Here is a 22,645-nt window from a genome sequence, read left to right on the forward strand (position 1 = left end):
AACAATAAAAAAAACAGTATCTTCTAATCAAATTAGAAAATACTGTTTTTTTATAAGTATACTAAAGGTGAGTTTTGTACATTTAATAGTATTAGGAAAATATCTATATATATATATGTAAATATTTCTATAGATAAGTATTGACATACAAAAAATATATAAATATACTTAGAATAATCTAAAAAGTTTAACAGTTCAGTCGTTAATTACTTGATAATAAACGGCATAAAGAATGTTGTGAGGGAGTTATTTCGTTGAACTTACTTAAGTATTGAAAGCGATATCTTTGAAGCATTAAGGATATTGTAATCTTATAGTATGAATTGGAACTATTAAAAATACAAGGAGGAATTTAATATGTATACATTTGAAAAGAAGGTAGTTTGGATTACAGGAAGTACAACAGGAATTGGAAAAATGACTGCGATTGGATTTGCTGAAAGAGGGGCAGATGTAATTATTCATGGATTCAATGATACTGAAAATGGAGAAAAGCTTTTAAAACATTTAAAAGAACTAGGCTCAGATGCGCTTTTAGTAGATGGCGATGTGTCATTGAAAAAGGATGTAGAAAACATTGCAAAACAAATTCAAGATAAATATGGTAAATTAGATGTTTTAGTTAATAATGTTGGAGCTTCAATTACAAGTAGTACTCTCGAGGAGCTGGAAGAAGACGTTTGGGATAAAGTTATTGACGTTAACTTGAAATCCGTATATCTCGTGACTAAAGAAGCTCTTCCTTTACTGAAAGGTGAAGAGAACACAAGAATTATTAATATTTCCAGTGCTGTAGAGCGAACGGGGGGAACGATGAAAGACTTAGCGTACACTGCTGCAAAAGGTGGAGTTAGTGCAATCACCCGCGCATTAGCTAAGCAACTAATTGACTTTAATATTCAAGTAAATGCAGTTGCTCCAGGACTTATTGATACACCATTCCACAAAACGGATGCACCTTTGGATAGCTATGATTGGATTATTAATAGAATCCCTATGAAAAAAGCTGGACAAGCAGAAGATATTGCGGGTGCAGTTATGTTCCTTGCATCTAATCATGCAAACTATATCAATGGTGAGATAATTGAGGTAAGTGGAGGAAGACGTGTCTCCTAGTTAACAAATTTGATGAAAGAGGTTGAGTAAATGACTGAAACACAAGTGAATGATCAAATAGCTGTTCGAAATCCCCGTACTGGGGAAACTGATTATGAGTTCAATCCGACAACTGTTGAAGAATTGAAAGAACAATGCACTCGTCTCCGAGAAGGACAACAACAGTGGGCAAAATTAGGGCTTCAAGGTAGGGTCGAAGTTCTTCAAAAATGGAAAGATAGTTTACTTTTCTATAAACAGGAAATTATGGATGCTCTAATTTCAGATACAGGACGCCTAAGTGAATCTGTTCGTGAATTTGAAAACATTAGTAAATGGATTGAAAGGTGGACAGAGGTGGCAAATGATCTATTCGTTTCACAACCTCCGATTACATCTCAATATGTACCCACTTTGGAAATGAAACAAGAACTTGTTCCTTATAAGCTTGTTGGTGTCATCAGTCCGTGGAATTTTCCAATGTCTCTTTCAACAATGGATATGATTCCAGCACTATTGGCAGGAAGTGCGGTCATTGTAAAGCCAAGTGAAGTAACTCCACGATTTATTGAACCCATTCAAAAATCGATAGATGCGGTTCCTGAGTTAGCTACAGTATTGCAATATGTGCTAGGAGCAGGAGAAGTGGGAGCTCAGATGATTGATGAAGTAGACTTGATCGTCTTTACTGGGAGTGAGAAAACCGGTCGTAAAGTAGCGGCTCAAGCTGGTCAGAACTTAATCCCTGCATTCTTAGAATTAGGAGGGAAAGATCCTGCAATTGTTCTAAAATCAGCGGATATCGAGAGCGCTGTTCAAGGCATACTTTTTGGCTCTATTTGTGGAGTGGGACATCAATGTTTCTCTACAGAACGTATATATGTAGATGAACAAATCCATGATTCATTTGTTCAACGTCTAGTAGAAGAAGCAAACAAAATTGAGCTTGCTTATACACTTGGAAACGGCCATCTAGGTCCTATTATTTTTGATAAGCAAGCAGTTATTATTCGTGAACAAGTAGAAGATGCCTTGTCAAAAGAAGCGCATGTACAATGTGGTGGGGAAATTGAACAACAGAATGATAGTTTGTGGATGCGTCCAACGGTATTAACAAATGTAAACCATTCGATGTCAATCATGAGAGAAGAAACGTTCGGTCCCGTGATGCCTGTTATGTCCTTTAGTACTGTTGAAGAGGCGGTAGCATTGGCAAATGATTCGAGTTATGGTTTAAGTGCTTCTATTTTCTCAAGTAATCCAGAAGAAGCATATGAAGTGGCTGTTCAATTGCATGCGGGTGGAGTAAGTATAAATGATGCGGGTGTTTTACCGTTTGTACTTACGGAAGCTCCTGAATACTCAGCATTTAATTGCTCTGGTTTAGGGGAATCTCGTTTTGGCAAAACCGGTTTAAAAAGGTTTTTACGTCATCAATTAATTATTACAAAAAGTACAACAGAAGAAAGTCCATGGTGGTATCAGGTTTAGTCTGATACCTCTACCTTTAAAAATCAGAATTTTCAGGAAGTAGGAAGAGTTTTATGCGGTGGATTATATTAGCGTTGTTATTTATTCTTTACGTTATCAACTTTGCGGATAAGTCTGTACTAGGGTTAGCTGCAGAACCTATTATTCATGATTTGAATTTAGATTTTGAACAGTTTGGAATTGCAGGAAGTAGTTTTTATTGGTTTTATGCAGTAGGAAGTATATTGATTGCAAGTTTATCTCTCAGATTTGGGACAAAAAAGTTAATTATTTTCATTGCTGCTGGTTGGACTGTATCTCTTGTTGCAGCTTTCTTTGTAAATAGCTTAACGGTATTAATCATCATTCGTGTAATACTTGGCTTTTTTGAAGGTGGAACATTGGCTCTATGTATTGCTCATTTAGCTAAATGGTTTGTGGACGGCTCTCGAGGAACGGCAAACGCAATTCTGTTATCTGGAGCAACTTTTGGTGCTTACCTTACTGCACCGGTTCTTGTTCAACTAATTTCAGGAATTGGTTGGAGACACACATTTGCTGTTCTTGGGGCAGCTAGTTTTGTTTGGCTTATTATCTTTCTGTTTTTTAAAGAAGAACCAAAAGGATCCAAGGAGGTTGTGGAAACGACGGCAACATCAAAAACAAAAGCATCTTTTCGAGACCTTTTGAAGGTCATTGCTACTCCTTACTTTTTTTCCATCTTACTATCTTTCTTTACAGTAATGTGGTTAATAGCTTGGGTTGTTGTATGGGGACCTACTTATTTAACGAAGATTGTAGGACTGACTCCAGGACAGATGAGTCTAACATTTATGATTATGGGAATTTCAGCGGCTATTGTCTCTATTATAGTTGGGAAGTTTACAGACAACCTATTTAAAAAGTCCAAAAGTGCATTCAAATCTTATATTAGAGTTGCTCTAATTGCGCTAGTTATATCTGCGACGGCATTTTTCTTAACAACTATGGTGAGTTCTCCTGTTTTAGCTATACTCTTTTTAACGATTGGTATAACGATGAATAACTGTATTGCACCATTTACTTCAAGTGTTGTTAGCTCAATGGCTCATTCTAGCCAGGTTGGTTCTCTTTTAGGTTTCAAGACAGCTATTGGTAGCACAGCGGGAATTATTGCCCCGCTCCTTACCGGTTATCTTGTTAGTATAGCAGGAGAAGATATTAGAGCAGGCTTTAACTACGGGGTAATGGCTTCTGTTTTCTTGTATATAGTGAGCGCAATACTACTATATATAACTAGTAAAAAAGTACATGTAGTAGAAGAGTTATCAAAAGAGGGACAACAAAACAAAAATTTTAAAAAGAGAACAATAACGTCATTTTAATCTGTTGAAATATAAATATTGTAAAGGGGGATTTTATATGAAACATGGAAAGAAACTCTTGTTGACAGTGCTAATAGCATTTGCACTAATACTTTCAGCTTGTACGGCTAGTACTGCTGGAGAAGAAAAAGAATCTGATGGAAACGTAAAAGATGGATTACTTGAAAGTGAAAGCGTTGTTATTGGAGTCGCTGCTGAACCGACAACTTTAATGGGAAGTACACAACCTGCAGCTCCTACGTATAGTATTATTCACAATATTTACGACAATTTAATTGAATATGATGGAAAAGGAACCTTTCTTCCAAGATTAGCAATTGAATGGAAAAGTATTGATGAGCTTACATGGGAATTTAAATTACGTGAAGGTGTGACTTTTCATAATGGAGCACCATTTAATGCAGAATCTGTCAAATATACAGTAGAGTATTTGATGAATCCAGATAACAAATCCTTATATAGTGGACGGTGGACGGATCTCATAAAAGAAATAAAGATAATAGATGAGCATACGATACAATTTATTACCAATAAACCAAAAGCAAATTTTTTGCATTTAGTATATACAGATATTAATCCCTTGGAACCTGGCTATGTGGAGAAGGTTGGAATCGAAGAAGCAGCATCAAATCCAATAGGTACGGGTCCATATAAATTTAAAGAATGGAAAGTAGGGGAGTCCATCTCCTTTGTAGCAAATGAAGATTTCTGGGAAGGTGAACCAGAAACAAAAGAATTGACAGTTAAATTTATTCCTGAATTTAGTTCAAGACTATCAGCATTATTAAGTGGAGATGTAGAATTAATAAGAAGCGTACCTACAGATTCCATTGATCGAGTGGAACAAGACCAAAATACGAAAATTATATCTACTATGAGCGGGAAAAATGCTTTTATTGCGTTGAATTCATCTAAAGAAGGTCCATTGCAAAATGTGAAAGTGAGACAAGCATTAAATCATGCGATAGATGTGGATTTACTAATCAAAAATGTTATGAATGGACATGCACAAAAATTAACGAGTACATTAACGCCATTCAATGTTAGTTATTTGGCTGTAGATGAATATGAATATGATCCTGAAAAGGCAATTAAATTACTTGCGGAAGCGGGTTATAAACCAGAAGACTTAAATCTAACATTTGATACAACAAACGGCTACTTTCCAATGGATACTCAAGTTGTGCAAGCAATTGCTGGAGAACTAGAGAAGTTGGGCATTAAAATAAATGTCGTTCAAAATGAAACGGGTGTTTTCCTTCAGAAAGCGACAAGTAAGGGTATGGGAGATATGTATTTCATCACATCTGCTGCATCTACGGAAGGGGAATCATTCTATTCTTTCTATTTCTCAACAACCGGTGCATACACATACATTAACGATCAAAAGCTATTAGAAGAAAACGTTGAAGCATTCAAAATATTTGATCCAGTTCAACGTCAAAAGGCAATGGATGGTATTCAACAAAGATTAAGAAATGAAGCAGTAAGTATACCATTATGGACAGGTGAAGATATATGGGGTGCTGCAGATAATATCTCATTTGAACCTAAATATAGTGAAGTTGTTGATTTCTACTCCATAAAAAGAAGTAAGTAATGATTAAGTAAAAAAACATCAATTTGCAATCTACGACTAAATTGATCGGAGATTGCAAATTTATTTTATATTACTTTTATAAGCTTATTAAGCGTGTTAAAACGAATGTTTTAATGTAGGTGTATACATATTACATTAGCACATCTAAAAAAAATAGATTACTAAGTATGGAGGGTAACTATGGTAGATTTTATTATTAAGCGAATTGCACAATCCGTCATTGTAGTATTTTTGGCTCTTTCTGTAATATTTTTCCTTGTCCGACTTTCAGGGGATCCGACCGTATTGATGATTCCGGCAGATGCTCCTCCTGAACAATACGAGGAGTTTCGAAAACAACATGGATTTGATCAGCCAATTTATATGCAATATGTCAATTTTATAAGTAGCTCTATTCAAGGTGATTTTGGAGATTCTATTCGAATGAACACAAGTGCGGTTTCCCTAGTAATTGAAAGGCTCCCAGCAACATTTCAACTTGCTTTCTCCGCATTAGCGCTATCTGTTCTAATAGCAATTCCTATAGGTGTTATAAGTGCTTATAGAAGAAACTCTCTCGTGGACCGACTAGGAGTAGGTTTTACCATACTAGGACAGGCAATTCCAAACTTTTGGTTAGGCCTTATTTTAATCTACTTATTTAGTGTGACATACCAACTATTACCATCTAGTGGTGGGGGTTCTATGATGCATATGCTACTTCCAATGGCCACTTTGGCTATGCACAGTATAGCAAAATTTGCTCGCTTTACTAGATCCACAATGTTAGATGTTTTAAGAAAAGATTATATTCGAACGGCTAAAGCTTCTGGAACTCCTACAAGTAGTATTTTGATGAAATACGCACTTAAAAATGCTTTTATTCCTCTTCTAACTCTAATTTCTTTAGAATTAGGGACATTACTAGGAGGCGCGGTAATTGTTGAAGTGGTTTTTGCGTGGCCAGGTTTAGGTAGATTACTTATGGATGCTCTTTTAAATAGAGATTTTCCTGTAGTTTTGGCGGGTGTTTTCTTTATTGCCTTAATCTACACAATTATTAACTTCATTACGGATATTTTGTATGCATTTATCAACCCTCAAATACGTTTACAATAGGAGGTATTATGTCAAATTCGCTAGACATGATTATAAAAAACGCTAACATTATCACACTAGATAAACAAAATACTAGAGCTAGTTCCTTAGCTGTTAAAAATGGGCTAATTTGCGGTATTTGGACGGAGACAGAACCTTCAGCTTCCAATTTGTTGAAATGGACGGCTTCTCCAACAACAGAAGTAATTGATTTGAAAGGGGCAACATTACTTCCTGGGTTTATCGACACACATAATCACATCCTTATGTACGGACTTGCTACTGGCAAATTAAATTGTAGCTCGCCGCCAAATAGAACGATAAATGACATTTTAGAATTAGTTAGATTAAAAGCGAAAGAAACAAAAAAAGGGTATTGGATAGAAGGATATGGTTATGATGATACGCTTCTTGCAGAAAAGCGTCATCCGACGAAAGAGGACCTTGATAGTGTGTCTCCTCATCATCCTGTTTTAATCAAGCATATTACTGGTCACTTGGTTGTTGCAAACTCAGTAGCTCTTCAAATAGCGGGTGTTGGAGATAATATTCAAGATCCTAAAGGAGGACATTTTGGAAGGGATAATCAGGGACGGCTTAATGGTGTTCTATATGAAGCAACTGCCATCACAACTGTAGTTCAACATATTCCGCAACCTTCCAAACAGGAGATGATATCCTCATTAGGGATTGCCTCTCAAGATTACGTGGCCCAAGGAATTACTACAAATAGTGATGCAGCCGTTGGTGTACTTTATGGTATGGAAGAAATTGAAGCTCATCTTGAAGCAGCCAAACTACGCGTTAATCCCATGCGGGCACAATTAATGATAATGCATCATCATTTAAGAGAAAATGGAATATATGAAGGGTATACATCCAATCAGTTAAATTTAGAAATTCAAAAACGTTCAGGAGGATTCGCCAAACTTGATAGTGCAAAAATGTTTCAGGATGGATCTATTCAAGGATTAACTGGTGCCCTTAGACAACCTTACTATAACGATCCCTCGCTTCTAGGAAATCTCATCCATGATCAACAATTATTTAGAGAAGAAGTATTAGATCTACATAAAAGAGGTTTTAGGATAACGACTCATGGAAATGGGGATCGAGCGATTGAATCTATTCTAGATGCTTATGCCTATGCTTTGGAAAATAACCCACGTCACGACCATCGTCACCGAGTTGAACATGTACAAACTGCTACATCCAGTGATTTAGATAAAATGAAAGCATTAGGCGTTGCAGGTTCATTTTTCGTTAATCATGTCTACTATTGGGGAGATAGACATGAACGTCTTTTTCTTGGGCCTGAACGTGCAAGGCGCATAAGTCCTGTGAAAGAGGCGATAGACAGAAATTTATTGTTTACGCTCCATTCTGACTGTCCAGTAACACCTATCTCTCCATTGTTTTCCGTTTGGGCAGCCGTAAATCGTTTAACAAAAGAAGGTCGAGTACTCGGACCCGAACAAAGATGCGATGTTGTTACAGCATTGAAATCTATGACAATTTATGGTGCAAAGCTAAACTTCGACGAAGAGAATTCAGGAAGTATTGAATTAGGAAAACGTGCTGATTTTGCTGTGCTTGAAGCAGATCCAACATCTACAGATCCTAAAGAGATAAAGAACATTAAGGTCATTGCTACATTTATTGATGGCATTCCTGTATTCGGTAACCGAAAATTAGTTACCTCATAAAAGAGGGGAGAAGTTTATTGAACAATAAACTTCTCTATATAAAGGAATCATCATTGGTCAAGTTTCATTATTAGTGCTTACTTTTAATAATCATTGGGATACTGGATAGGTCTGAATAAGAAGGTAATACCAAACTATTCATTTCCTAATATTACAATTACTGCTGTTTAATATGAGAAAAAAGTATTTTCGTGTCCATCTTACGACTATACTTTTGGAAACGTAATCATTTAAAGAAAGGGAGGAATCTAATAATGAGTCAAGTTTCTGTTGAAAAAAGAATCCTTTATAAAACAAATGAAAGACAGAATGGAAAGGTTGTTTCATTATTTAAACGGTTAGTTAAAAATCCCTTTGGATTCCTTGGATTTTTAGTTATCTTAAGCGTGTGTATAGTTGGTCTATTAGCTCCGATTATAGCTCCTTTTAATCCAGTAGAAACTGATTTAACAAAAAAACTTCTTGCACCTATGACAGAAGGACATTTACTAGGAACCGACCAACTAGGAAGAGATATTTTGTCTCGTATTATTTATGGTACTCGCATCTCTCTGCTTATAGGAGTAACAACTGTCTTATTTGCAGGTCTTATAGGAACGACCGTTGGTGTTTTGGCAGGATATTTTCGAGGATGGGTAGACGTTGTACTTATGAGAATAGTAGATGTGCAGTTAAGCTTCCCATTTATTTTACTTGTTTTGATTATTAATGCTGTGCTCGGAACAGGACTTAAAAATATTATGCTTTCTCTAATTGTAGTAGGATGGGTTTCTTATGCAAGGGTTATTCGTAGTGAAGTACTAGCTATAAGAGAAAAAGAGTATATTCACTCTTGCTTTGCAACGGGAGTTCCTCAATGGGAAATTATTGTAAAGCATATTATGCCAAATTTATTTACTCCTTTAATTGTGCTTGCATCGTTACAGGTCTCAACGTTTATCATAGCCGAAGCTTCTGTTAGTTTTCTTGGTTTTGGGGTGCAACCTCCTACACCAGCATGGGGAAATATGCTTAATGAAGGGAAGAATTTTATCTTAAGTTCTTGGTGGTTAATCACTTTCCCTGGACTTGCATTAGTCATTACAACATTAGGAATAAACTTATTTGGTGACTGGTTGAGAGATGAACTCGATCCGGAAATGAATCAAAATCGTTAAATCAAATTTTTCCTAGAAAAATTGAGTAGAGATGAAAGAGGGGATTCAATTGAGCACACTTAAACCTTTATTAGAAATACGAAATTTAGATGTCTCTTTCCGAACTCAAGACAGTTCTTTACGAATTGTTCATGGTTTAAACCTGACATTGGCACAAGGTGAAACCATTGGTATTGTAGGCGAATCTGGGAGCGGGAAAAGTGTTACATCACTCGCTATTATGGGTCTATTACCTAAGCCGACTGGATTTATAAGTAATGGGGAAATACTTTTAGATGGTCGTAAAATCTCTGACTTAAAGGAAAAAGAGATGAGGGAATTACGGGGAAATGACATCTCAATGATTTTTCAGGAGCCGATGACTTCTTTAAACCCAGTTTTTACAATAGGTGATCAGTTAAGTGAACCCCTAAAAAGACATAAAAAGATGAGTAGAAAAGAAAGAAGGACTCGTATTATTGACATGTTAAGAACCCTTGGAATCTCACGTCCTGAAAAAATAATCGACGAGTATCCTCACCAATTGTCAGGTGGAATGCGACAGAGAATTATGATTAGTCTAGCGATGCTTGGTGAACCGAAATTACTGATTGCCGACGAACCGACGACAGCCCTTGATGTGACAATCCAAGCGCAAATTCTAGATTTAATCCGTACAATTAATAAACAAAAAAATACTTCAGTTATGCTAATTACGCATGATCTCGGAGTAGTTGCGGAAATCTGTGACAAAGTTGCTGTGATGTATGCAGGAGAAATCGTTGAGTATACCGATGTGCGTACGCTATTCGATAAACCACTTCATCCGTACACGCAAGGTCTTATTGCTTCGATGCCGAATATGAATGAGCGAAAAGGTGAATTATACTCCATTGCTGGAAACGTTCCTAGGCCAACTGATTTGCCTAAAGGGTGCCATTTTTCAACACGCTGTATGTATGCCATGGATTGCTGTCACGAAGAAGCCCCCCCAACGACTTCCAATGGATGTCACTCTGTACGTTGTTGGCTCCATGTAGACCAACCGGAAGGTCACTCAGTAGAAATAGAGGAGGAAAAAAATGTCCAATACGCTGTTAGAAGTTAAGCGACTTAAGAAGCATTTTGCTATTAACAACGGGTTATTTAAAGACAAGTCCTATGTGAAAGCTGTTGACAATGTCTCGTTTAGCGTCATGAAAGGTGAAACATTTGGTATTGTTGGAGAAAGTGGATGTGGAAAATCGACGACTGGACGAACGATTTTACGACTTAATGAGTTAACATCCGGAGAAGTGCTATTTGATGGGCAGGATATTAGTACATTATCGTATGAAGATATGCGCAAAGCTCGTCGAAAGTTGCAAATGGTGTTTCAGGATCCATATGCGTCCTTAAATCCCAAGAAGACAATTCGACAAATATTGACAGAGCCCTTACGTGTACATGGTTTATTTACGAAAAAAGAAAGAGAAGAGAAAGCTGCTGAAATTATTGAAATTGTGGGGCTACACGTTTCACATTTAGATCGCTATCCACATGAATTTTCAGGAGGACAACGTCAACGTATCGGTATAGCGCGGGCTGTTATTTTACAACCAGATTTAATAATTGCGGATGAACCAGTATCTGCTTTGGATGTTTCCATTCAATCTCAAGTTATAAATCTACTTTTAAGACTACAAATGGATTTCAATTTAACCTATATCTTTATATCTCATGATTTGGGTGTAGTAAAACATATTACGGACCGGGTTGCAGTTATGTATTTAGGAAGAATTGTAGAGTTGGCAAAAACAGAAGACTTGTATGATCAACCAATGCATCCGTATACACAAGCTTTACTTTCGGCAGAGCCTATTCGACATCCAGATCAAAAAAGAGATCGCATTATATTAAAAGGTGATGTACCAAGTCCCGTCTCTCCACCTAGCGGATGTACATTTCATACGCGTTGTGTTAGTTGTATGGAGATTTGTAAAACTGAAATTCCTCTTTTGGAAATTATGGAAGATGGACGTTCAGTTGCTTGTCATTTGTATAATAAGATGTAGTATATCTTCTGCTATTTAGAATGACAAAGTGGGGAAGTTATAATCCTACTTCTATAAGATTCAGTGAGGGACGCATGAATTTATTTGTGCGTCCCTCCATTTAATAATGAAACAGTTAATGATGGTGATGCATCATATCATGTGCATCATCATGTTCCTCCGCTCCTGGAATTGTGGTGACAACTGCTTCCGTTGTTAAGAAGATACTTGCAACAGAAGCTGCATTTTGAAGGGCAAAACGTGTTACTTTGGTTGGATCTATGATTCCTTCTTCCAACATATTTCCCCATTTCCCATTTGAAGCGTTAAAGCCGTACCCTACTGGTTCATGTTTCAATTGTTCGGAAATAATCGATCCTTCGTAACCAGCATTTATCGCTATTTGACGAACTGGTTCTTCCAAGGCACGCAACACAATCTTCACACCCGTTGCTACATCTCCTTCCGTTACATCTAGCAGTTTTTTCACAGCTCCAGCTATATTTACTAGTGCTGTTCCACCACCAGCGACCACTCCTTCTTCCATTGCAGCACGTGTAGCACTAAGCGCATCAATTATACGAAGCTTTTTCTCCTGCAACTCTGTCTCGGTGTATGCACCTATCCTTATAATGGCAACCCCACCGGCTAATCTAGCCAATCTTTCTTGCAACTTCTCGATTTCAAAGGCGGATGTTTCATTTTCTATTTGAGTACGAATCTGCTTGACGCGTGCTTCAAGGTTTTCTGCTTTGCAAGTACCATTGATAATAGTCGTCTGATCTTTCGTAATAATTACTTTAGAAGCACTACCTAAACATTCAATCGTCGTATTTTTTAATATTAATCCTAAGTGTTCTGCAATCAGTTGAGAATTTGACAAAATAGCCAGATCTTCCAACATTGCTTTTCGACGTTCACCAAAGTCAGGTGCTTTAACAGCTACAACATTTAAAGCCCCTCGCAATTTATTCTTAACTAACGTCGAGAGAGCTTCTCCTTCGATATCATCTGCAATAATTAGAAGTGGTTTTTGTTCTTTTAACACTTTCTCCAAAATTTTCACAATATCTTGTAAGTTGGTCAAACGATGATCAGTTAATAATATGTATGGATTTTCTAAAACCGCTTCCATGCGGTCAGGATCTGTCACCATGTGAGGAGAAGAATAGCCACGGTCAAATTGCATACCTTGTACCATTTTTAACTCAGTTGTAAAACCTTTGGACTCTTCAATGGTAATGATCCCGTCACTTCCGACAAAATCCATTCCTTCTGCAATCAATTTCCCAAACTCCTGATTACCCGAGGATATAGTAGCAACTTGCTCCATTGCATTTTTACTCTCAATATTTGTTGATATTTTTTTTAGTTCACGAACAGCGATAGCAACTGCATTCTCCATTCCACTTCGAATACCAACGGGATTTGCACCAGCTGTAACATTTTTCAAACCTTCATGAATCATTGCTTGTGCAAGAACAGTAGCTGTTGTCGTGCCATCACCTGCTAAATCATTTGTCTTTGTTGCCACTTCCATTACTAGCATAGCACCAATATTTTCATACGGATCTGAAAGTTCAATCGCACCAGCAATAGTAACTCCATCGTTAGTTATTAAAGGCGGACCGTAATCGCGCTGTAAAATAACATTACGTCCTTTTGGACCAAGTGTTACTTTTACGGTATTTGCAAGCTTGTCTACCCCGCATAACATTAATCGACGTGCTTCTTCACAAAATATAATTTCTTTCGACATTTTCCATTCTCCCTTTTCGTTTGTAATCTTTCTATTTCTTAAGAAATACTGAAAACAAAATTGTGCCCCCAATTTTTAGTTGAACAATCTAAAATATGATCCTTTAATGTTAAATTATAAATAAACTACTATATATAAATATACATATATAATCATTGACATACAAGTAGTATTCTATATAATTAGAAGTATCTAAAAATTCTAACTCATAAGGGGGAAACACAATGATTGAAGTTCATAAAAAGTACGAGTTATCCAGTTTGAAAGTGGAGGACAACCCATTCCTTAAAGGAGCCTTTAGACCGAATGATACGGAATATACAGCTGACACGGAAAGTTTAAAAGTTATAGGTGAAATTCCAAAAGACCTTCACGGAATTTATGTACGAAATACGCATAACCAAGTACATGAATCTATCGGTCTATACCATCCCTTTGATGGGGATGGAATGTTGCACGCAATTCATTTTGAAGAAGGTAAGGCAACTTATCGAAATCGTTTTGTACAAACTGTTGGTTTTTTAGCTGAACAAGGAGCCGGTCGTTCACTATGGCCGGGTTTACTACAACCAGAACTTTATACGGTGCGTGGTTGGGGAGCAATAGGAGCTATGAAAGACAATGCCGGAACAGATGTCATTGCACATGCGGGTAAATTAATTGCGTCAATGTCCCAAGGTAGTGAACCTTATCGTATAGATCCGATTACACTTGAAACTACAGGGACCAGTGAATGGGGAAAACATGTCCACCCATTTGGTGTAAGTTCACATTATAAGGTAGACGTTTACACGGGAGACATGATGTTCTTCAACTTCGGTGAGCAATATCCATTTATGAATTATGGGGTAATTAATCGAGATAACGAACTTGTTCATTATGTACCGATTGAACTTCCAGGTGCACGCTGGCCACACGATTTAGGAATCACACAGAACTATACGATTTTGCATGATTTACCAATGTTCTTTGATGAAAAGGATTTAGCAAAAGGAATTCGTCAAACAAAGTTCTTTAAAGATATCCCTAGTCGTTTTGGTATCATTCCACGTTTTGGTAATAACTCACAAGTTCGTTGGTTTGAGGCAACTCCATGTTATATTCTACATCTATCCAATTGCTATGAAGATGGAGATGAAGTCATTATGGATGCATGTGTGTCATTTCAACCAAAAGCACCAGGGGTTGGAGAGAAAACGAGCGATCCTTTTGAACGTATCCTAGCACATTTAGACAAACACAATACGAAAACACATATGTGGAGATTCCGTTTTAATATGAAAACAGGTAAAACAATTGAAGAGTGTATTGATGACGAGGTAACAGAATTCCCGATTGTTAACAATGATTATGTTGGATATAAATATCGATACAGTTACAACACTTTATTTAAAAAAGGTGATTGGTTATTCACTGGTATTAAAAAGTACGACCTATTAACAGGAACATCTACACGTTATGAGTATGGAGAAGGTCGCTATGGAGACGAGCCCCAAATTGCTCGGACTGTTAATTCAGTTGAAGAAGACGATGGTTATGTTATTACGATGGTAGTTGATATGAAAAATAATCAATCCGAGTGTATCATTCTCGATGCAAAAGAAATTGAACGGGGCCCTATTGCCCGAATTATTTTACCCCATGTCGTACAAACTGGAACCCATGCTTGTTGGGTAGATGGGGACCGTATTTATGGAGAACGACCAGCAAAATAAAAGAGGTGAGTAAAGTGACAATAAATTTAATGCTTATTCCAGGGTTAAATAATACTTCGGAAACTTGGAATCAGGTGATATACAACTTGCCAAAAGATTGGAACATTAAGGCTATCAATGTTCCAGCACTTTCAGATGTAGATCAAATAGCTGACCAGCTATTGGAAGATATAACAGAACCTTTTTATCTTTGTGGATTTTCATTTGGAGGGTACGTGGCTTTGGCGATGCTTGAACGTGCACCAGAGCTCATTCAAGGTTTCATTTTGTTAGCTTCTAGCAGTACTTCCGATTCCGAAAAACAAAAAGAAGTAAGAAAGCAAGCTATCATTAGGGCGGAAAAAGGGGAGTATTTTGAGATGATGGATGCAAATGCACCTCTCACTTTTCATCCAAATAGTTTGCTAAATGAAGAAATTGTTCGTCTGCGCTCTAAAATTGTCCAAGATTACGGTGCTGATCTGTTTGTTCATCATGTCAAAGCAACGATGGGTCGACCAGATCGAACAAAAATCTTTCAGAATGCACCAATACCTAAACTAATCATTGCAGGGAAAGAAGATCGCGTTATCGATCCAGATAAGCTTCTACAATTAGCAGATGCCACTTCACACGTGGAATTTAACGTCATAGCCGACACTGGCCATATGATTCCATTAGAGCAACCAGTGAAAGTAGCTAAGGTTATCCAAAATTGGATTGAACAAATTTAAAACAACTTTTAGGGGGAAAAAGTATGGAAAAGCTTGTTATTACAGTAGCACCAAACGGCGGACTTATTACAAAAACAAATACGCCATATGTGCCAATTACAACAGAAGAAATAGCTGAAGAAGTTAGCCGTTCATGCGAAGCTGGCGCATCGATTGTACATCTACATGTTAGGGAGGAAGACGGTACACCTACAGGAGATATGAAAGTATTTGAAGAAGCTGTAAATAAAATACGTGATCGCTGCGATATATTAATTGGGTTAACAACTGCTTCGAAATTAAACGCACCAGAGGAAGAACGTTTAAGCGTGTGTGAGTTGTCACCACAATTGGCATCATTAAATATGGGGTCATTGAACTTCGGAGAAGTAGCCTTTATCAACTCTCCAAATTATTTGCGGAATGCAGCGAAAAAAATGCAAGATAAAAAAGTAAAACCTGAGCTAGAAGTATTTGATCTGGGAATGATGGAAAATGCCAAGAAACTCATTGCAGAAGGTCTGATATCAGGCCCATATCATTTTCAACTAATCCTTGGAGCTCCAGGTGGTTCACCCGCAACTCCAAAGGCATTACTTGGAATGATTGATAATTTACCAGAAAATTCAACTTGGGGAGTCATTGCGCTACAAAATCAACTTCTACTACACACCATGGCAATTGGTTTGGGCGGACATATCAGAGTTGGTATGGAAGATGAAATCTATATTCGTCCAGGAGAATTAGCAAAATCAAATTCGGACTTTATCAAACGTCTTGTAATGATTGCTAATGAAATGGGGCGCTCTGTGGCTACACCAGCAGAAGCGGAAGTTATATTTACTCTGCCAAGTAGAAGACATTCTAGCATCAGCTAGTGTAGGCAGATTCGTGTTGTTCAATTCTATAAATGATAAAACGTGTGATAAATAAGGCCATTGATCCAGTAATTGAGAATGGTCTTTTTGTAAGATAAGAAAGTATATAACATTTTGCGCCATGAACCCAGTATTCATACTAGGAACAGGTTGATTTCCGCTGCAGTCGGACGCTTGCTTTTCTTAAAAGATAAGAAACTACCATGGCTCAGGATTCACAAAAGCGACCATCTACCATGAAAAAGCTAATATCAACTTTAAAAAGTTTTTATTTTTACTATAATTGGATATTTTACTAATTTTTAAATATTAATAAAGCCGCTGTTTTCATACAAAAGTATATGAATTTGGGATGTTAGGAACTCAGTAATCCTGGGCTGTTGTGAAGGATTGTAGTAAAAGGATTAACGTTCTAAGCGGACGCTTTTCGCAGGCTCAGGATGCACTTCATGCCTTTTTTCCGACTGCATTAAGGAAAATGGGGAAAGAGGTGATAGCGAGTGGGAGACAGCTCCGTGTTTTTACGGTAAATGAAGAGCCTTATGCTAATATGCTTCAAGCTGCTGGAGTACACGCTATTTTTACGGATTACCCACAAGAAATGTTCCTTTATTTGGATAAAAGAACTTGATTGCAAAGCTCGTTAATACAAGAGGATGTCCCATTAGTCGGAATATAAACGACTAATGGGACATCCTAATTTTTTCCGAACTATGAGGAAGAATAGAGTGTTTTCCAACTAAGATCCCCGTTATTCTAACTAAGGTAGGTATTTTTCCAACTAATACTTCAATTTTTCCAACTAAAAGATCAAATATTCCAACTAGCTTATATTAAGAGTAGCATTTTCCTTTATTTCCGCAACAATAAATACATAAAATATGGTGCGCCTATTAAAGCGACCATTACTCCTGCAGGAATGCCGTTTGGCTCTACTACGTTTCGACCAATCGTATCTGCAAATAGTAAAAGCCAACCGCCGATTAAAATCGAAACAGGGACAAATAATTGATGTCTAGGACCGACTAATGCTTTCGCAATATGAGGTGCCATCAACCCGATAAAAGCAATCCCCCCTGTGACAGAAACTGCTGAAGCTGCAAGTGCAACTGCAGCAAGTAAGAGGATAATTCGCTCTTTCTCGATGGACACGCCAACACCAATCGCTACTGGTTGACTTAAACCGAGTATATTTAACTTATTCGCTTTATATAAAGTGAATGGGATCAAAACGATTAACCATGGTAGTAATGCTAAGATAAATGGCCAATCAGCCCCCCAAATATTCCCTGCTAACCACTTGGCAATAAAATCAACTTTTTCGCGTTCAGCTGATGAAATAATGACAATCATTAATCCAGATAAAGCCATTGAAAATCCTATACCTACAAGCACTAATCGTACAGGCTGTAAACCTACTTTTCGATTGTAAGACAGTATGTAAATAAAAAACGCTGTAAGTAAAGCGCCGATAAATGCTACAACAGGAAGCATATATACAAAAGAACCGGGTTCAATAGGAGAAAATAAGAAGAATAAAGAAATTGCCACTCCTGCTCCAGAATTTATACCGATAATACCTGGATCCGCTAAATCATTTCGTGTAATCCCTTGTAAAATTGCACCAGACAATGCAAGTGCCATTCCAGCAAGTACCGTAATAACAATTCGAGGTAAACGAATAGAATATAAAACAAATTCTTCTTTGAATGTACCATGTCCAAATAGGGTAGGTAACAAACGGTCAAATGATAAAGAAGAGTACCCAATTCCAGCGCTAATAATTGCAGTAGTCAAAATTAGAATAGATAAAATGACAACAAATACTCGTTGCTTTTTGATAACCTCTTTTGGAATCATTGGAATGCGCCTCCTCCTTTACGAACAACGAGAAGAAAGAAAGGCAATCCCATGATCGCAATAATTGCTGCAACAGGCGTTTCATAAGGAATGTTAATCGTTCTGCCAAGCGTATCAGCAATTAGCATAAGAATAGCTCCAACAATGACTGACATAGGAATGATAGAGCGATAGTCAGTTCCAACAATAGCTCGAACAATATGAGGAACCATTAAGCCAACAAATGCCATATTCCCAACAAGAGCTACAGCGCTACCTGCGAGTAAGATAATAACGATAAAAAGAATTGCTTTAACTTGACCGGTTTTCTGACCTAATCCTACCGCTACTTCTTCATTTAAACTCAAAATAGTTAGTTGTCGGGAAAGTAAAATGGCAACTAAAATACCAACACTAACAAAAGGAATAATAATGTTCAATTGTATCCAATTCGTCCCAATCAGACCTCCAGCTGTCCACATGGAAACGTCTTTCGAAATTTTGAAATAAATCCCTACACCTTCTGCGATTGCAAACAAAAACGCAGAAACAGCAGCCCCAGCAAGTACAATTCGTAAAGGAGAAAATCCTCCTTTTTTTATGGTGCCAATACTAAATACCATAATGGCTCCTATTGCAGCCCCAATAAAACAAGCAATGGTGATTCCTAAATAGTTTGTTGCAGGAAGAATGGCTAGTGTTATTGCTAGGGCAGCATTCGCTCCAGAGGTAAGTCCTAGTAGTCCAGGGTCGGCAAGGGGATTCCTTGTAATACCTTGCATAATAGCCCCTGAAACAGCAAGCGCAGCGCCTACTACGACAGCTCCAACTTCTCTAGGAAAACGAATTTCACGAAGGATATTTATTTGGTCATTTTTCAAATTAGAAAATAGAGCATTCCACACATCTTGTATGGAGGTTTCAGCTGCTCCAAAAACCATAGCAATGATAAACATAGCGAAAAGTAAAATTAATCCGATTATGAACTTTATACTAAAACGAATAGAAGATTTCATCGTTCGTTTCCTTTCTATCAATAAAGAAGGGAGGAATCCTAGACTCGAATTCCTCCTCGACTATTATTTGGCGTTTAAAAAGTTTTCTTGGAAAAATTCAAGTTGATAATCTAATGTAATTGGATCATTAAAATAAAACTCTTCCATTGGTGCTTCAAACACTCGATTATTTTTTACAGCAGGTATATTTTTATAAGTATCTGTATCTTGGAATGAATTGTCTGCAGCAGTTGATTTACTTAAAATCACATAATCTCCTGCAAATTCAGGAAGTACTTCTAAAGACAATGCATAGTAACCAGGTGCCAAAGCCGCTTCTTCTACTTTTTTAGGCATTTTTAAGCCCATTTCTTGGTAAAGAATCTCTGTTCCACGACCCCAGTTATTGCCGTATACATATAATTGTTTATCAAAGTTTTCAATTACCGATACAGTAGCATCTTCACCGATAGCAGCTTTGATTTCTTCTCCAGCTGATTTTGCACGTTCTTTAAAGTCAGTGACCCAATCTTGTGCTTCTTTTTCTTTATTTAGTAGTTTTCCAATTTCTAATTCCTGTGTTAAATAATCTACTTTTCCGTAAGTAAACGTTACAGTTGGTGCAATTTCTTTTAATTTATCTAAATTTTGTGCTGTAGAATACCCGATAATTAAGTCTGGATCTAGTTCAATAATTTTTTCTAAGTTTTCCTCAGATACTTCTTCCGCATTTTTTAAATAGCTATCATAACGCGGATTTTTTTTAGACCAAGAATCCACGCCAACTATATTAACATCAAGCGCAGCAACATGACCAGCATAAGCGAGAACAACTACACGTTGTGGATCAGCTGGAACTTCAATTGGACCTTCTTCGGATTGGTACGTAATAGTTGTTGGTTCGTCTTTTTCTTCATTCGTTTTTGGGGCGCTGGACTCGTTATTACAAGCACCTAAAACTAGTACAAGTAAAAATAATATTGGCAATAAGAATTTTTTCATCATGTTATTCTCCCTTAAGTAAGTTGTATGTAATACACATTGGTTTATTTGTTCTTGGATCCAATCCAATTTCTGCATCTATTTGGAACACATCTCGCAGTACTTCTTGTGTGATGACCTGTTCGCAACTACCTGCTTTCACAATTTGCCCACCTTTTAAAGCGATAATATTGTCTGCAAAACGTGCTGCTTGATTGAGGTCATGTAAAACCATGACTATTGTGCGTTTTTCTTCTTTGTTCAGTTTTTGCAGAAGTTCTAGCACTTCCAATTGATGCGCCATATCTAAATAAGTAGTCGGCTCATCTAAAAAAATGATTTCTGTTTCTTGAGCAAGTGCCATCGCAATCCAAACACGTTGTCGTTGGCCACCGGATAGGGCATCAACTGGGAAATATTTGAATTCAGCTGTCCCGGTAACTTGAAGAGCCCATTCAATCACTTCATAGTCTTTCGTTGTGAGTCGCCCAAAACCGGTTTGATAAGGAAATCTTCCGTATGAAACAAGCTCTCCAACTGTAAGACCTGCTGCACTTTCAGGTGTTTGGGGTAAGATAGCCATTTTTTTGGCGAGTTGTTTCGTATTTTCTTTTGTAACACTTTTTCCATCTAACACGATTGAGCCAGACTGATGAGAGATGATACGTGTAATCGCTTTTAAAAGGGTAGATTTTCCACATCCGTTCGGTCCAATGATTGTCGTAATTTGTTGATCTGGAATTTGTACGGATAATTCCTTTACTATTAAACGCTCACCGTAGCCAATAGATAAATCATCTGTATAAAGACGGACCATACCGAAACCTCCAAACTTAATCTTGCATTTAAATGTGATAACGATTATCATTATCACATTAGCAACTATATGAAAATAAAGGCATAATGTCAACAATAAATTTTAGGAGACTAAAAAATGAATGATATATTTGATGTAACGATTATTGGTGGTGGGCCAGCTGGATTATATTCAGCCTTCTATAGTGGGTTACGGGAATTGAAGACAAAAATACTAGAGTTTCAACCACATTTAGGTGGGAAAATACATGTATATCCTGAGAAAATGATTTGGGATGTAGGGGGTCAAACGCCAGTTTCAGGGGAACGATTAATTGAACAATTAGTACAACAAGGTCTTACTTTTGATCCAGAAGTTGTGTTAAATGAGAAAGTGGAGTCCATCACACAAGACGAACAACGTATTTTTTGTTTAAAGACGGCTTCAGGTCAAATGCATTATTCTAAAACAATTATTGTAGCGGTAGGTGGGGGAATCCTTAATCCTATGAAGTTAGACATCGAAGGTGCAGAGCGATTCGAAGTAAGCAATTTAAATTACACTGTAAAGTCTATTCAACGATTTAAAGATAAAACGGTTGTTATTTCCGGAGGAGGAAATTCAGCAGTCGATTGGGCAAATGAATTAGAGCCTATTGCTAAGAAGGTTTATGTGACGTATCGAAAAGACGGTTTGAATGGACATGAAGCACAAGTTAGCCAATTATTATCAAGCTCAGCTACATGCTTTTTTAATACTTCCATTTCCAAACTAATCGCCTCTAAAAGTCATGATGCAGTTGAAAAGGTAGCTTTAACAAACCATGAAACTGGAGAAGTAACTTTTTTGGAAATTGATGAAGTGATTATTAATCATGGATATGAAAGAGAAGCGGAACTTCTCAAAAATAGTGATGTGAATATTGCGATGGTAGAGGACTTCTATGTGGACGGTACAAGTATGAGCGAATCATCAGTGGAAGGCATTTATGCAGCAGGTGATATATTGGCACATCCCGGAAAATTACATCTAATAGCAGGAACTTTCCATGATGCGGCAAATGCGGTAAATAAAGCGAAACAATTCCTACAACCAGATGCAAACAAAGTAGCAATGGTCTCTTCTCATAACGACATTTTTAAAGAAAAAAATAAAAAGTTGATCAAGCAGTTAGTGTAAAGGTAATAAGAAAAAAGGTTGCTACCATGTAAAATAAACTACACGGGAGCAACCTTTCATAATGGATGGGCGAATAGTATAAGATGCGTTGCTTTTTTAGGAATAATACGTTGTATTGTGTTGACTAGTGATCGCTACGATTTTCGCTGCAGTCGGACGCTTTCCGCCGGGTGAGCGATGAGCCATCCCCGCCGCTTAGGCGTACGTGCACTGCACCCCATTTATTAGACACATGAATGGGATGTCATAATATGAGAAAACGATTTAGCTTAGAAGAAAAATATCAAGCTGTTCTGCTCTATTTATCCGGTCGTTATTCTTACCGCGAAG

19 protein-coding genes are annotated in these 22,645 nt (G+C 37.2%); 14 read left to right on the plus strand and 5 right to left on the minus strand.

All coding sequences use genetic code 11. The features are described from left to right. The first annotated feature begins 357 nt into the window (after window positions 1–357). From FG383_RS15740 to FG383_RS15780, 9 genes are all read left to right on the plus strand, one after another. The gene (locus tag FG383_RS15740; RefSeq protein ID WP_142608344.1) at window positions 358–1,116 is read left to right on the plus strand and encodes an SDR family NAD(P)-dependent oxidoreductase; all 759 of its coding nucleotides are present in this window, start codon (window positions 358–360) and stop codon (window positions 1,114–1,116) included. Window positions 1,117–1,146: 30 nt separating this feature from the next. Next, a complete protein-coding gene (locus tag FG383_RS15745) occupies window positions 1,147–2,586 on the plus strand; it encodes an aldehyde dehydrogenase family protein (RefSeq protein WP_221887535.1) in 1,440 nt (479 codons plus the stop codon). A 53-nt stretch (window positions 2,587–2,639) separates the two neighbouring features. Continuing rightward, window positions 2,640–3,929 (plus strand): MFS transporter, encoded by a 1,290-nt coding sequence (locus FG383_RS15750; RefSeq protein WP_142608345.1) that lies wholly within the window; start codon window positions 2,640–2,642, stop codon window positions 3,927–3,929. Window positions 3,930–3,966: 37 nt separating this feature from the next. Further along, on the plus strand, window positions 3,967–5,529 hold the full coding sequence (locus FG383_RS15755) for an ABC transporter substrate-binding protein (RefSeq protein ID WP_142608346.1): 1,563 nt from the start codon (window positions 3,967–3,969) through the stop codon (window positions 5,527–5,529). A gap of 180 nt (window positions 5,530–5,709) precedes the next feature. Beyond that, complete coding sequence (locus tag FG383_RS15760; RefSeq protein WP_142608347.1) at window positions 5,710–6,627, plus strand: ABC transporter permease; 918 nt, start codon at window positions 5,710–5,712, stop codon at window positions 6,625–6,627. Between the two features lie 8 nt (window positions 6,628–6,635). After that, on the plus strand, window positions 6,636–8,312 hold the full coding sequence (locus FG383_RS15765) for an amidohydrolase (protein WP_142608348.1): 1,677 nt from the start codon (window positions 6,636–6,638) through the stop codon (window positions 8,310–8,312). A gap of 254 nt (window positions 8,313–8,566) precedes the next feature. Continuing rightward, window positions 8,567–9,469 carry an ABC transporter permease gene (locus tag FG383_RS15770; protein WP_142608349.1) on the plus strand — a complete coding sequence of 301 codons (903 nt, stop codon included), beginning with the start codon at window positions 8,567–8,569 and terminating at the stop codon, window positions 9,467–9,469. Between the two features lie 49 nt (window positions 9,470–9,518). Then, window positions 9,519–10,556: an ABC transporter ATP-binding protein gene (locus tag FG383_RS15775; protein ID WP_246097032.1), complete on the plus strand. Its 1,038-nt coding sequence runs from the start codon at window positions 9,519–9,521 to the stop codon at window positions 10,554–10,556. Continuing rightward, window positions 10,531–11,502 carry an ABC transporter ATP-binding protein gene (locus FG383_RS15780; RefSeq protein ID WP_142608351.1) on the plus strand — a complete coding sequence of 324 codons (972 nt, stop codon included), beginning with the start codon at window positions 10,531–10,533 and terminating at the stop codon, window positions 11,500–11,502. The genes FG383_RS15775 and FG383_RS15780 overlap by 26 nt, the downstream gene beginning before the upstream one ends. 115 nt (window positions 11,503–11,617) lie before the next feature. On the opposite strand, the gene groL is transcribed toward FG383_RS15780, so the two are convergent. Next, window positions 11,618–13,240, minus strand: a complete 1,623-nt coding sequence (gene groL / locus FG383_RS15785) for a chaperonin GroEL (protein ID WP_142608352.1) — start codon at window positions 13,238–13,240, stop codon at window positions 11,618–11,620. 224 nt (window positions 13,241–13,464) lie between these two features. On the opposite strand from groL, the gene FG383_RS15790 reads away from it, so the two are divergent. From FG383_RS15790 to FG383_RS21550, 4 genes are all read left to right on the plus strand, one after another. Further along, window positions 13,465–14,955 (plus strand): carotenoid oxygenase family protein, encoded by a 1,491-nt coding sequence (locus tag FG383_RS15790; protein WP_142608353.1) that lies wholly within the window; start codon window positions 13,465–13,467, stop codon window positions 14,953–14,955. A gap of 14 nt (window positions 14,956–14,969) precedes the next feature. Continuing rightward, window positions 14,970–15,668 carry an alpha/beta fold hydrolase gene (locus FG383_RS15795; protein WP_142608354.1) on the plus strand — a complete coding sequence of 233 codons (699 nt, stop codon included), beginning with the start codon at window positions 14,970–14,972 and terminating at the stop codon, window positions 15,666–15,668. Between the two features lie 23 nt (window positions 15,669–15,691). Beyond that, on the plus strand, window positions 15,692–16,525 hold the full coding sequence (locus FG383_RS15800; RefSeq protein ID WP_142608355.1) for a beta-keto acid cleavage family enzyme: 834 nt from the start codon (window positions 15,692–15,694) through the stop codon (window positions 16,523–16,525). Window positions 16,526–16,907: 382 nt separating this feature from the next. Then, a complete protein-coding gene (locus FG383_RS21550; RefSeq protein ID WP_342782151.1) occupies window positions 16,908–17,156 on the plus strand; it encodes a glycerophosphodiester phosphodiesterase family protein in 249 nt (82 codons plus the stop codon). Window positions 17,157–17,377: 221 nt separating this feature from the next. On the opposite strand, the gene FG383_RS15805 is transcribed toward FG383_RS21550, so the two are convergent. The 4 genes from FG383_RS15805 to FG383_RS15820 form a co-directional block, all read right to left on the minus strand. Further along, window positions 17,378–18,385 (minus strand): FecCD family ABC transporter permease, encoded by a 1,008-nt coding sequence (locus FG383_RS15805; RefSeq protein WP_142608356.1) that lies wholly within the window; start codon window positions 18,383–18,385, stop codon window positions 17,378–17,380. After that, complete coding sequence (locus tag FG383_RS15810; protein WP_142608357.1) at window positions 18,382–19,380, minus strand: FecCD family ABC transporter permease; 999 nt, start codon at window positions 19,378–19,380, stop codon at window positions 18,382–18,384. The genes FG383_RS15805 and FG383_RS15810 overlap by 4 nt, the downstream gene beginning before the upstream one ends. A gap of 63 nt (window positions 19,381–19,443) precedes the next feature. Then, window positions 19,444–20,361 (minus strand): iron-hydroxamate ABC transporter substrate-binding protein, encoded by a 918-nt coding sequence (locus tag FG383_RS15815; RefSeq protein ID WP_142608363.1) that lies wholly within the window; start codon window positions 20,359–20,361, stop codon window positions 19,444–19,446. A 4-nt stretch (window positions 20,362–20,365) separates the two neighbouring features. Further along, a complete protein-coding gene (locus tag FG383_RS15820) occupies window positions 20,366–21,157 on the minus strand; it encodes an ABC transporter ATP-binding protein (protein WP_142608358.1) in 792 nt (263 codons plus the stop codon). Window positions 21,158–21,274: 117 nt separating this feature from the next. On the opposite strand from FG383_RS15820, the gene FG383_RS15825 reads away from it, so the two are divergent. Continuing rightward, window positions 21,275–22,315 (plus strand): NAD(P)/FAD-dependent oxidoreductase, encoded by a 1,041-nt coding sequence (locus FG383_RS15825; protein ID WP_142608359.1) that lies wholly within the window; start codon window positions 21,275–21,277, stop codon window positions 22,313–22,315. Window positions 22,316–22,645: the final 330 nt, after the last annotated feature.

Source organism: Psychrobacillus soli, assembly GCF_006861775.1.
GTDB lineage: Bacteria > Bacillota > Bacilli > Bacillales_A > Planococcaceae > Psychrobacillus > Psychrobacillus soli.